This is a genomic window from Tidjanibacter massiliensis (genome assembly GCF_900104605.1).
GTDB lineage: Bacteria > Bacteroidota > Bacteroidia > Bacteroidales > Rikenellaceae > Tidjanibacter > Tidjanibacter inops.
Genome location: NZ_LT629960.1, coordinates 1,677,639 through 1,690,727, shown reverse-complemented (window position 1 = coordinate 1,690,727; position 13,089 = coordinate 1,677,639). Strand labels below are relative to the sequence as shown.

Here is a 13,089-nt window from a genome sequence, read left to right as displayed (position 1 = left end):
CCAATCCTGCCATGAAGAGACTATGTTTTGTATCCGCCCTGATGCTGTTGGCGGCTTCCGGGGCTTCGGCCCAGCAATACCGGACCTCCTATTTCATGGAGGGTTCCACGATGCGCGGTTACCTCAATCCCGCCCTGCGTCCCGACAGAGGGTACGTTTACATCCCCGTGTTGGGTACGACATCCGTAAATTTTAATTCCAATGCACTTACGTTCAAAACGATATTCTATCCGGTAGGGGACAACGGGCAGTTGGTGTCGCTGTTGGACGACCGGGTGACGTGGCATGACATAGAACCGAATCTGAAGACGATGAACAAGGTCGGTTTCGACCTGCACATGACGCTTCTCGGTGCCGGTTTCTATACGGGCCGCGATTTCTGGACCATCGAGGCAGGACTCGATGTGACAGGGGGATTTCATCTTCCCAAAAGTTTCGTGGAGTTCGTCAAGCTCGGCTCCAAGGCCAATGCCTACGACATGGGTGGCCTGATGGCCGGTGCCGATGCGGTGATGAACATTTCGGCGGGATACTCGCGTCGTATCAATGACGAGCTTACGGTCGGCGGACGGGTGAACTTCAAGGGAGGGCTCGCCCGGGCCAACATGAATTACGACCGGCTCAACGTTACCCTGAACGGGGAGAAGTGGGCCGTGGATGCGGGCGGGAATCTCGCCCTGAGCCTGAACGGACTGGATGTACCGACCGATGCGGAAGGATACGTCGACATGGACAGGCTGGATGCAGAGTCGTTCTTTTCGAATATCCGCGGCCTGGCGGGTTTCGGCCTGACGTTCGACATAGGCGCCGAATACGTGTGGATGGAACGGTTCAAATTCTCGGCGGCCATTCTGAACCTCGGCTTCATGAACTGGAGTGAAAAACATACGTTCGTGGGACGTTCGGAGGCTTCGTACGACTTCGTGGGAATGCGCTACGATTTCAATCCGGAGACGAATCAGTGGGAGACCGTCGGAGAGGGCGGGGATTTCAACTTCGATGAGTTCGCCAAGTTCAAGGAGGCGTCTGGTAGGGCACGGACCAAAATGTATCCGGGCTTCGTGCTGGGTGCCGAATACGACATTTTCGGCAACAACCTGCTGGGTGCAGGTGCGTTGTTCACCCACCGGAAGAACGAATATTATGCCCGTACCGAAGTGGCGCTGTCGGCGACGGTACGCCCCATTGAGTGGTTCACGGCTTCGCTGAGCTGGTCGGTCGGCAACTACAAGAATATCGGCGACAATTTCTTCAATTCGTTCGGTTTCGCCTTCAATTTCCATACGGGGTGGATAAACTTCTTCGCCGGGACGGATTTCCTCATGTTCAAGGTCAATCCGCAGTTCATACCGGTCGGGCAGAAGGTGTTCAACATCACTGTCGGCCTCTCCGTTCCGCTCGGCCCTTCGCCGTACTGCCGTTACGGAAAGTGCTGAAAGACGATGCCGCAATACCGTATCGAGAGTATATTGCACGGGGGATGTCCGGTCGGGGCATCCCCCGCGGTTTTGTCGGCCGGTTCCGCGGCGGATATCCGGATGCGGTGCGCCGGTTTCCCGCAGGGGATACCCGTGCCTGTCCGGCGATGAAAATTGCCGATTTGTTTGTTATTTAAAAAACAATGGGATACCTTTGCGAGCGGTAACCATTTGTAGGTATAGGCGGCCTGCCGCCGGACTTTCCGGGTCAATACAAACACAAAATAACATATTCGTTCTATGGCCAACATCTTTACTTCATCTATCGGCAAGAAGCTGATTATGAGTATTACGGGAGCGTTTCTGATACTGTTCCTGACCTTCCACATGATTATGAACGGGGCGCTGGTCTTCTCCGACGACGCTTACAACGCCATCGTGAATTTCCTCGGGGCCAACTGGTATGCGCTCGTGGGGACCGTCATCCTGGCGGCGGGCGTGGTGTTCCACTTCGTGTACGCCATCGTCCTCACCGTGGGTAACCTTCGGGCACGCGGAAAGGTTCGCTATGCCGAGACCAAACGCGAGAACGGCGTGGAGTGGTCCTCCAAGAACATGTTCGTTCTCGGACTCGTCGTATTGGGCGGACTGCTGCTCCATCTCTTCAACTTCTGGTACAACATGCAGTGGACCGAGATAATCGGCAGGCATGTGAACAGCCTCGGCTTCGGTCCGAAGGAGGGTGCCGAGATGGTGAGGTTCGTCTTCTCGCACGTAGGGTATGTCATCGCCTATATCGTATGGCTCGTGGCGCTCTGGTTCCACCTCACGCACGGTATGTGGAGCATGATGCAGACCGTGGGATGGAACAGCAAGGTGTGGATGAAAAGGCTGAAGTGCATCGCCTATATCCTTTCGACGCTTATCGTCGGCTGTTTCATGCTGATAGTCATTATCCTGTATGTACAGAGCCTGATGTAGTTTTAACTAACCGCTGAATAATAAAAAAGCAAGATATGACAAAGATAGAATCCCATGTGCCGCAGGGCCCCATTACCGAGAAATGGAGCAAGCATAAGGCCGACATCAAGGTGGTCAGCCCGGCCAACAAGCGTAAACTCGATATCATCGTCGTAGGTACCGGCCTCGGCGGCGCGTCGGCTGCTGCCTCGCTGGGCGAACTCGGCTACAATGTCAAGATATTCTGTATCTCCGACTCGCCGCGCAGGGCGCACTCCATCGCCGCGCAGGGCGGTATCAACGCTGCGAAGAACTATCAGAACGACAACGACTCCGTCTTCAGGCTCTTTTACGACACCATCAAGGGCGGCGACTACCGTGCTCGTGAAGCGAATGTCTATCGTCTGGCGGAAGTTTCCAACAATATCATCGACCAGTGCGTCGCACAGGGCGTGCCGTTCGCACGCGACTACGGCGGGCTGCTCGCCAACCGTTCGTTCGGCGGCGCGCAGGTATCGCGTACCTTCTATGCCCGCGGCCAGACGGGACAGCAGCTTCTGCTCGGCGCTTATGCGGCGCTCAACCGGCAGATAGCCAAAGGGTCGGTGAAAAGCTATCCGCGCCATGAGATGCTCGACCTGGTGATGATAGACGGCAAGGCGCGCGGTATCATCACGCGTAATCTCGTAACGGGCGAAATCGAACGTTTCGGCGCACATGCCGTGGTTATCGCCACGGGCGGTTACGGCAACGTCTTCTTTCTCTCGACCAATGCGATGAACTCCAACGGTTCGGCCGCCTGGCAGTGCTACAAGAAGGGGGCGATGTTTGCCAACCCCTGCTTCACGCAGATACACCCGACCTGTATTCCGGTGCACGGCGAACACCAGAGCAAGCTGACGCTCATGTCGGAGTCGCTCCGCAACGACGGCCGCATCTGGGTACCCAAGAAGAAGGAGGATGTGGAAAAGCTCCGCGCCAAACTCAAAAAGGCTTCCGAAATCGCGGAGGAGGACAGGGATTACTACCTCGAACGCCGGTATCCTGCATTCGGTAACCTCGTTCCCCGCGACGTGGCTTCCCGTGCCGCCAAGGAGCGCTGCGATGCCGGTTTCGGCGTGAACGAAACGGGGCTCGCCGTATTCCTCGACTTCAAGACCGCTATCGAAAGGCTCGGCAAGGATGTCATCAAGGCCCGCTACGGCAACCTGTTCCAGATGTACGAAAAGATTACCGACGTGGACCCGTACGAGGAGCCGATGATGATTTATCCGGCCGTACACTATACCATGGGCGGCATCTGGGTGGATTACAACCTGATGACCACCATTCCCGGCCTTTACGCCATCGGCGAGGCCAACTTCTCCGACCACGGTGCCAACCGCCTCGGTGCATCGGCCCTCATGCAGGGACTGGCCGACGGTTACTTCGTACTGCCCTATACCATTGGCGATTATCTGTCGCATGACATCCAGACGCCGAAGATAGATACCAACGCTCCGGAATTTGCCGAAGCGGAGAAGAACGTCCGTGCACGCATCGAGAAGCTCTTCTCCATCAAGGGCAAGCAGACGGTGGACGAAATCCACAAGAAACTCGGCCATATCATGTGGGAGAACGTAGGCATGGCCCGTTCCAAAGAGTCCCTTGAAAAGGCGCTCGTCGAGATAAGGAAGGTGAGGAAAGAGTTCTGGGAGGATGTCAAGGTTCCGGGTAAGAACGAAGAGTTCAACCAGGAGCTCGAAAAGGCGCTGCGTGTGGCCGACTTCCTCGAAGAGGGCGAACTCATGGCCCGCGACGCGCTCCAGCGCAACGAATCCTGCGGCGGCCACTTCCGCGTGGAGTACCAGACACCCGACGGAGAGGCGCTCCGCGACGACGAACATTTCGCTTTCGTCGCCATCTGGGAATACAAGGGAGAAAACGAGGAACCTGTCATGCACAAGGAACCGCTCACTTTCGAGGCCATCAAGGTGGCACAGCGTAATTACAAGGACTAACCGGTAAAAACAAAGGACGATGAATTTCAAACTTAAGATATGGCGTCAGGCGGACGCCAAGGCAAAAGGCGGGTTCGAGACGTACGAGGTGAACGATATCTCCGAAGACACGTCGTTCCTCGAAATGCTCGATATCTTGAACAACAACCTGATACACGAGGGCAAAGAACCGGTGGCGTTCGACCACGACTGCCGTGAGGGTATCTGCGGCATGTGTTCGCTGCATATCAACGGCGAGGCGCACGGTCCGGATACCGAAGTGACCACCTGCCAGCTCCACATGCGCAAGTTCCATGACGGCGATACGATTACCATCGAACCGTGGCGTTCGGCCGCTTTCCCGGTCATCAAGGACCTCGTCGTGGAGCGAAGCGCGTTCGATAAAATCATGCAGGCCGGCGGATTCATATCGGTCAATACGGGCGGCGTTCCCGATGCCAATACCATCCCCGTACCGCGTGACGATGCCGAGGAGAGCATGGACGCTGCCGCTTGCATCGGTTGCGGTGCCTGCGTGGCTACCTGCAAAAACGGTTCGGCCATGCTGTTCGTAGCGGCCCGCGTTTCGTCGCTGGCCAAGCTGCCGCAGGGCAAGGTCGAAACTCTGCGTCGAGCCAAGGCCATGATTGCCAAGATGGACGAACTCGGGTTCGGCGGCTGTACGAATACGCGTGCCTGCGAAGCGGAGTGTCCGAAGAGCATCTCCATCTCGCATATCGCACGTCTGAACCGCAAATTCCTGACGGCCAAGTTCAAAGACTGACGGTAAGAAAACCTTCTCCGAGCGGTGTCCGAGCGGCGGAACGGTTTCGGCTTTCTTCTCATATCCGGCGTACATGAATGTACGCCGGATTTTTTGTTGTCGGAATCTGGAAATGGAGTTGACCAATTGCCGTTCAACGGGTTGCGGAGCGGGGCTTCCCCGGCTCCGTATCGTGAAACGGTTCATTCATGTCGCCCGATGCGGTTGGAAGCCAGCATGCTTCCGGATGAGAATCGTCCGATTGTGTCAATTTTTCACGTTTGGCTGACAATTTTGCAGTCAGAAGCCCTTTTGCGGTCATGGCATACTCTTTGTCTATTCTATAAATGACTTCGGGCAGTGGCCTGAAGGATGGAATGAAGCGGACGGCCGTAAGGCCGGACAAATATTGATAATACTGATTAAAGTTAGGAGGACAAAATTATGATGCCAGTTAGAAGAACGCAGGGATGGTTACCGGGGATTCTGGATGATTTCTTCGGGAACGAATGGGTGGACAAGACCAGCTCGACGGCTCCTGCCGTGAACGTGATAGAGACCGACAAGGAGTACAAGGTCGAAATAGCTGCGCCGGGTTTGACCCGCGACGATTTCAAAATAGATATCAACGAAGATAACGAGCTCACCGTTTCGATGGAGAAGAAGGTCGAGAAGAACGAAGAGTCGGAAAAAGAGGGCAAGAAACATACCTATCTCCGCCGCGAGTTCTCGTACAGCAGTTTCCGTCAACGCATGATACTGCCCGACAATGTGAATGTGGACAACATCGACGCGAAGATGGAGAACGGCGTTCTGACTATCGATATTCCCAAGAAGACCGAGGAGGAGAAACGTAAAAACATGCGCCAGATTGATATTAAATAGGGAGCAGAAGCGAGGGCGGTACCGCTCTCATCGTGGTGAAAGACCGGGGTACGGAGTGTCCGTACTCCGGTTTTTTCATGCCGTTCGCGGCGGGTTCCGGCGGCAGGCAAGTCGGACGGTGATTCCGGCGAGGGGGCGACGGGTTTCGTAGGGCTGCGGTTCCCCGTATGCGTGCGGAACCGTTACGCCCCCTGTCGTCCGGGCCTGATTTTTGAAACGTAAGCGCACGGCGCTGCCGGCGAGGAGCGATGTCCGGGGCGGCGTAACATAATCGTAATATTTTTTTAACACCATGTAAGGGCGGCGGTTCGTACCTTTAGGGCCGTTTGGCATGTGGATATTAAAGCGGTTCGTTTATGGAGAAAGATTATGTGGAGAGGGATGTCAGTTGGATGTATTTCAACAGGCGTATCTTGCTGGAGGCTGAGAAAGAGGAGGTACCGCTGCTGGAACGGCTCGGTTTTCTCGGCATCTATTCCAACAACCTCGACGAGTTTTTCCGTGTCCGGGTGGCGACGCTCAACCGTATCATCGAGTATGAGGACAAAGGCATCAAGCGGGAGCAGCAGACCGCTGTCGATACGTACAGGGAGATAACGAGGCTCAATGCCCAGTACTCCGTGCGGTTCGAGGAGATTTTCGCCCGTCTGAAGGAGGAGCTCGGACAGCACGGTATCTGGCTGCTGGACGAGACGCAGTTGAACGAAGTGCAGCGCCAGTATATCTGTTCCCTCTACGATACCCGGCTCAACGGTTCTACGAATCCGTTGTTCGTCTCCTGTTTCCGTCAGCTCGACGACCAGCCCGACGATGCGATATACCTCGCCGTCCGGCTCCGTGCGGAAGAGGGCAAGGTTGCGGATGAGTATGCGCTTATCGAGCTGCCCGTACAGGAGTTCGGGCGTTTCGTGCGCCTGCCCGACGACGGGGAGAGAAAGTGCCTGATGTTCCTCGACGATGCGGTGCGTCTCTGCCTGCCTTTCATCTTCGAGGGGCTGCCCTATACGGAGTTCGAGGCCTATACCTTCAAGTTCACCAAGGATGCCGAGATGGAGCTCGACAGCGACATGCGCAACGGGGTGCTTCAAAAGATATCCAAGGGGGTGAAGAGCCGGAAGAAGGGCGAACCCATCCGGCTTGTCTATGATTCGGCCATGCCCCGCCGCATGCTCCGCAGCATCGCCAAGATGTTGCACATAGATAAATGGGATACGCAGGTGGCCGGCGGGCGTTACCACAACATGAAAGACCTCATGCGTTTCCCGGACTGCGGCCGCAGTGACCTGCGTTATCCGGCACTCGAACCCGTGCTGAAACCCGAATTTACGGCGCATGGCAGCATGCTTGATGCGATACGCGCCCGCGACCGGTTTCTGCACTATCCCTATCACGGCTTTTCGTCGTTCCTGAGGGTACTGCGCGAAGCGGCCATCTCTCCCGACGTTACCGCCATACGCATGACGATGTATCGGCTGGCCCGCAATTCGAAGGTGGTGAAGACGCTGATTTGCGCCGCTCGCAACGGCAAGAAGGTAACCGTCGTCATCGAACTGCTGGCCCGTTTCGATGAGGAGTCGAACATCAACTGGTCGAAACAGATGCAGGATGCGGGCATCAACGTGGTGTTCGGTATGGAGGGGCTGAAGGTGCACTCCAAACTCGTGCATATCAGCAGCCGCAAGGGGGACGTCGCCTGCATCAGTACGGGCAACTTCCACGAAGGCAACGCGGCGCAGTACACCGACGTGACGCTCTTTACCGCCCGCAAGAGGGTGGTGCAGGAGGTCGGCACCGTCTTTGGTTTCATCCAGAAACCTTATGTTCCCATCCGGTTCAAGGAACTGCTCGTATCGCCCAACGACATGCGCCGCCGGTTGCTCGCCCGTATCGACAAGGAGATACGCAATGCCGCTGCAGGCAAACCGGCGTATATTATGGGTAAGCTCAACCACATCACCGACCGTGCTCTGGTGCAGAAGCTTTACGAGGCTTCGGCCGCCGGCGTCAGGATAGATCTCCTCGTGCGGGGCAACTGTTCGCTCGTGACGGGTATTCCCGGCAGGAGCGACAACATCCGGATTAACGGCATCATCGACCGGTACCTGGAGCACTCCCGCATCCTCATCTTCGCCAACGGGGGCAAGGAGGCCTACTATATCGGCTCGGCGGACTGGATGCCGCGCAATTTCGATAACCGCATCGAAGTGATGGCTCCGGTACACGATACCGAGATACGCCGGGAACTGAAACGGATAATCACGTATGGACTGCGCGATACGTTCCAGGGACATACCGTAGACGGTACCGGCAGGAATCTGCCCTGGACCTTGCCGGAGGGTTGCGGCGAGGCGCTGCGTTCCCAGTCTGCCCTGTATGCGTATTATCGGGAGCAGGCGGAGCAGGCCGCCCTGCGCGGAAGCCTTGCCCGGCGCCGTCGGCCCGGCCCGGATGCGGGAGAGGAGAAGAAGATTTTGATATCGGAATAATATGGAAAAGACGAATTATGCGGCGATAGACATCGGGTCCAATGCCGTCAGGCTGCTTATAAAAAGCGTGGATATGGAGGAGGGGACAGCCTCTTTCGTAAAGGAACAGCTTCTCAGGGTGCCGCTGAGGCTCGGAGAGGATACCTTTTCGGTCGGGACAATCTCCAAGGAGAAGGGAAAGCGGTTGCTGCGCCTGATGAAGTCGTACCGGCAACTGATGAAGATATACGGCGTGAAACGTTACCGGGCGTGCGCTACCTCGGCTGTCCGCGATGCGGCCAACGGGCCGGAGCTTATCCGGGAGATAAGCCGCAAGACGGGAATAAAGATAGAAGTAATCGGCGGAGAAGAGGAGGCCCGTCTGATATATGACAACCATATTGAGGAGATGCTCGACAGGAGGTACGATTACCTGTACGTGGATGTGGGCGGCGGAAGTACCGAGATAAGTCTCATCAGCGGCGGGGTGTTGCAGAGCTCCCGGTCGTACGACATCGGGACGGTGCGCCTGCTCGAAGGGCGCGTGAAGGAGGAGTCCGTGGCCTCCCTGCGGAACGACATGCGGGAACTCGGAGCAGGGCATCCCGGTTTGCGTATCATCGGCTCGGGCGGCAATATCAACAAACTCTACCGCCTGGCCGCTGCCGGATGCAAGAACGGCATGGAACTTCCGGTGAGCGAACTCTCCGTTATCAACGGCGTACTCAAGTCGATGTCTTCCGAGGAGCGTGTGCGTGTCTTCAGGATGCGTCCCGACCGGGCCGACGTCATCACCTTCGCAGCGGATATCTTTCTGGAGATAGCCGGGCAGTGCGGCGCCTCGGTCATCCTCGTGCCGACCATAGGACTGGCCGACGGCATCATCGACAGCCTTTATGCCGAGGATACGGAGCGGGCAGGCAGGCGTTGATTCGTTTTCCTGCCGTCGGTGGCGGCTTAGAATATTTCGCCGAGGATGCGGAGTGACTGCACCTTGTTGATGGCATCGAGGTGGTAGCCGAAGTAGTGCAGCATGTCCGAAAGAAAATCGGCCCGCTGCGTGCGTGACAGGCGCAGGGTGCCGAGCTCTTCCGCTTCTGCGGACATGAGCGTGGCCAGCAGGGCGGCGTTGGGGCGGTTGATGGCGACGGCATGTTCCGGGAAACCGGCAGTGAACGACCCTTCGACGATGTCGAACCAGTCCCCTTCGGTGTATTCATTGCCCGGATAGAATCCGAGGAAAGCGCTTAACTGGACGAGGAACCACAGGTGGAAGTTTGAGATTCCCTCTTCCATCTGGTCGAGCGCCATGACCGAGGCGCGGACGAAACCGAACAGCGGAGAGTTGGGTTCGACCTCCTTGATGAGCCTGTAAAGGACTTCGGCCATGAAGAGCGAAATGGTGCTTTTGCGGACGTCGAACGGGATATGCTGGAGGGGGTGCGACAGCCGGACGTCTTTCATGCGGTCCATCTGCGACCGGTGCGAGGGGATGCCTTCGAATTCCAACAGGAACATGGGTTGCAGCAAGGCGGCCTTGTTTCCCTTTCCCTTGCCGCTTTTTACCCCTTGTACCAGGTAGTTCCGGCGACCGTAGGTGTCGGTCAGAATGTAGGCCACTACCGACGTATCGCCGTATTTTATCGTGTGCAGTACGATGCCGTGTGCTTTGTAAGAGTCCATCTGGAGGCGTCGAGTTCGGGTGTCCAAGCCTGTGAATGAGGCAAAATTACGAAATATAAAATCAGCAGGCCGAACTTTCGGCAGAATAAACCTATGATTTTTTTCTGTAATTTAATATGTTTGCAGAAGCGATTTAAAAATCTTTTCCTTATATTTGCATAAATATGTGACAGAAAATCCATGTGTTATGAGCAAAAAAACTGAAAGACTGGATGTTATAAGGAATCTGATAGATTCCGAGCAGATATCTTCACAGGAAGAGCTGTTGTCATGGCTGAAAAGGGTGGGCATCGATGCTACTCAGAGTACCCTTTCGCGCGATATGAAGGAGTTGCGGGCCATCAAGGTTCCCGATGCGGAGAAGGGCTATGTCTATCTGCTGCCCGAGACACTGCAGGGAGAACAGACCTCGGGCAAGGTCTCCTCATCGGTGACGGACAACATCAGGTACATCGAGTTTTCGGGCAATATGATTGTCATACGCACGAAGGCCGGTTATGCGAAAGCCGTGGGGGTGATGGTTGATAATGAAGATTACGACGATGTGTTGGGTACGCTTTCAGGCGATGATACCGTATTCGTACTGCTGGCCGAAGGGGTGAAGCCGCTCGATTTCCTGCCGTCGTTCGATTCGATACATCCTAATATCAAGACGCTTTACAATCCCGAAGGACGGAAAAAGAATAACGGTGCCATGCGCCGCCGTTTCTTCTGACCGAGGACGGGGTGGAATTCGGCCGCGGGGACAACGCATGTGCGTTGTCCCCGCGGTGTTTTCGGACCCGGAGAAGAAATTCCGGAAAAGCCTCGCGGGCGGGCGGAGGCTCCTCTTCGTTGGAAAAAGCAGACGGTTTCGCAGGAAGACAGGCGATTTTTACAGGTAGCGATACGGTGCAGATGCTGTTGTATAATGCAATGAAAATTAATATCTTATATGTCGGTTCTGCGCCGGCCGGCTGCCGGGGAGGTGTGCGTTTTCCGCAGATTGAAGTATGCACAAGGAAGGTTTTGCACATAATTTGTTTATCTATCGGGAGAAAGGGTCGTTTCGTGCGGCCTGCCGAACCGCAGAACGGTTCGTAAAAGATGATATTCACATTAAAATTACTGAGATGAAAAGAATTACGTTATTGTTGGCAGCGGTGGCCCTGTTGGTAGGGAGTGCCGCTACGGCGCAGGACCTCAGGCGTGAGGAGCGTACCATGAAACGGTACGGGCAGCAGGCCGAGAACGAGATGCGCAGGGAGATGCGCGGAGTACGCGCAGAGGAGAGGCGTGCGGAAAACGAGATGCGCAGGGAGATGCGCCGTGCGGAACGCCAGATGCAGCACATGCATACGCCTGCCCGTCAGGCCGTGAAGGTCGTGTCGTACCGTTCTACCATGGTGGGTGACCTGACCGACCTGGATTTCATGATAAACTTCGACGGCGTCATGCTTGACCCGAACGAGGAGTTCGTAATTACACCCTATCTCGTCAAGGGCGAGAACATGCTATGGCTGGAACCCGTCGTGATAGTGGGCGAGCGGCGTTACAAGGAGTTGGAACGCGGCGGGGAACTGAATGCCAATCCTTCCGGGCTGATGCCTTACGAAACGGTGGTGCAGTCGCGTCGGTACGTGCGCGAGATGCGTCGCGAGGCCCGGAAAAACGGTATGCAGTGGGCGCCCGATTCACCCAATACGGTGATGTACTCCGCTTCGTTTCTTTATGAGGCGTGGATGGACGGAGCCGAAATAAAGCTTGACCATGTCTATTCGAGGCGGAGCGTGATAGCCGAGTATCCCACGCTCGTGGGAACGCTTTACAATCCGATGCCCCCGCAGGTGATGTTCCTCGTTCCGGAAGTGGAGGTTGTCAAGGCCCGTTCGGAAACCATGACGGCCCGTATCGTGTTCCAGGTAAGCAAGACCACGATAGACATGAACATATTCGACAATGCTGCCGAGCTGGAGAATATATACAGGTTTACCGGCCGTCTTGCCGGTGACGACAAGGTGAAGGTCACGGGTATCCGGATGACGGGATATGCGTCGCCCGAAGGCTCCTACGACTTCAACGCGAAACTGTCGCTCGGGCGCGTGAATACCATTCGCGACCTTGTACAGAAGCGGTTCCCCGGTATCGCAAAGTCGCTTTATACCGTTGGCAATGTGCCGGAGGATTGGGACAGTGTGCGCCATTGGGTAGCTGCTTCCGATATCCGTTACCGGGATGAGGTGCTCGCCATTATCGACAACTACGCTCCCGATGCCCGTGATGCGAAGATACGTGCGCTCGACAAGGGCGCTACCTACAACATGCTGCTGCACGACGTCTATCCCGGTCTGCGCCGGACAGACTATACGATTGATTACACCGTGCTGCCTTTCACGGTAGAAGAGGGAAAGAAGGTTATTCGGACGAATCCCCAATACCTCAGCCTGAACGAACTGTACCAGATAGCCCTGTCGTATCCGCAGGATTCACCCGAGTACGAGGAGGTGTTCATGATAGCCCTGCGGTATTATCCGGACGACCCCGTAGCCAATAACAACATGGCGGCCATTGCGCTCCGCAAGAACGACCTCAAGGAGGCTCACAAGTATCTCGACAGGCTCGGCGACTTCGCCGGTGCACATAACAATATCGGTGTCTTGAAAGCCCTCGAAGGGGATTACCGTGCTGCCGAGGCGCACTTCCGCAAGGCCATCGAGCACGGCAGTAAGGAGGCGAAGTTCAACCTCGAAAACCTCACCTCGCTGCGCAGGCATTGATGCCGGGCCATTGTCCGGAGCGCCGCCCTTGCGGAAAGAGTGTTCCGGACCGCCAGCCGATACTATGGATGAAGGGACTGCCTTTTAAGGCAGTCCCTTCATCGTGTCGTCCGTGTATGGGGGAGCCGGCGGTTCCGTACGGAGTCTGCCGCCTGCTGCACACAGAGGAGGGGCGGAGAG

Annotated in this window: 10 protein-coding genes; 9 read left to right on the top strand and 1 reads right to left on the bottom strand. The window is 56.1% G+C overall.

The window, feature by feature from the left end; translation table 11 throughout:
- Positions 1 to 11: 11 nt before the first annotated feature.
- From BQ5361_RS08205 to BQ5361_RS08165, 7 genes are all read left to right on the top strand, one after another.
- Positions 12 to 1,436 (top strand): DUF5723 family protein, encoded by a 1,425-nt coding sequence (locus tag BQ5361_RS08205; protein WP_143047543.1) that lies wholly within the window; start codon positions 12 to 14, stop codon positions 1,434 to 1,436.
- A gap of 282 nt (positions 1,437 to 1,718) precedes the next feature.
- Positions 1,719 to 2,399, top strand: a complete 681-nt coding sequence (locus tag BQ5361_RS08195; RefSeq protein WP_022063359.1) for a succinate dehydrogenase cytochrome b subunit — start codon at positions 1,719 to 1,721, stop codon at positions 2,397 to 2,399.
- Positions 2,400 to 2,434: 35 nt separating this feature from the next.
- Positions 2,435 to 4,378: a fumarate reductase/succinate dehydrogenase flavoprotein subunit gene (locus BQ5361_RS08190; protein ID WP_035473396.1), complete on the top strand. Its 1,944-nt coding sequence runs from the start codon at positions 2,435 to 2,437 to the stop codon at positions 4,376 to 4,378.
- Between the two features lie 19 nt (positions 4,379 to 4,397).
- Entirely contained in the window at positions 4,398 to 5,141 is a 744-nt protein-coding gene (locus BQ5361_RS08185) for a succinate dehydrogenase/fumarate reductase iron-sulfur subunit (protein ID WP_035473398.1), read from the top strand.
- 423 nt (positions 5,142 to 5,564) lie between these two features.
- A complete protein-coding gene (locus BQ5361_RS08180; RefSeq protein ID WP_035473400.1) occupies positions 5,565 to 6,005 on the top strand; it encodes an Hsp20/alpha crystallin family protein in 441 nt (146 codons plus the stop codon).
- Between the two features lie 356 nt (positions 6,006 to 6,361).
- Positions 6,362 to 8,491 (top strand): RNA degradosome polyphosphate kinase, encoded by a 2,130-nt coding sequence (locus tag BQ5361_RS08170; protein ID WP_022063354.1) that lies wholly within the window; start codon positions 6,362 to 6,364, stop codon positions 8,489 to 8,491.
- Between the two features lies 1 nt (position 8,492).
- On the top strand, positions 8,493 to 9,401 hold the full coding sequence (locus BQ5361_RS08165; RefSeq protein ID WP_035473402.1) for a Ppx/GppA phosphatase family protein: 909 nt from the start codon (positions 8,493 to 8,495) through the stop codon (positions 9,399 to 9,401).
- A gap of 26 nt (positions 9,402 to 9,427) precedes the next feature.
- Here the strand turns inward: BQ5361_RS08165 and recO are convergent, their stop codons facing one another.
- The gene (gene recO, locus BQ5361_RS08160; RefSeq protein ID WP_022063352.1) at positions 9,428 to 10,153 is read right to left on the bottom strand and encodes a DNA repair protein RecO; all 726 of its coding nucleotides are present in this window, start codon (positions 10,151 to 10,153) and stop codon (positions 9,428 to 9,430) included.
- A 187-nt stretch (positions 10,154 to 10,340) separates the two neighbouring features.
- Here recO and BQ5361_RS08155 point away from each other — a divergent pair, with 187 nt between their 5' ends.
- Positions 10,341 to 10,868 (top strand): arginine repressor, encoded by a 528-nt coding sequence (locus BQ5361_RS08155; RefSeq protein WP_022063351.1) that lies wholly within the window; start codon positions 10,341 to 10,343, stop codon positions 10,866 to 10,868.
- 397 nt (positions 10,869 to 11,265) lie between these two features.
- The gene (locus tag BQ5361_RS08150; protein ID WP_143047542.1) at positions 11,266 to 12,909 is read left to right on the top strand and encodes a tetratricopeptide repeat protein; all 1,644 of its coding nucleotides are present in this window, start codon (positions 11,266 to 11,268) and stop codon (positions 12,907 to 12,909) included.
- The last annotated feature ends 180 nt before the right edge of the window (positions 12,910 to 13,089 follow it).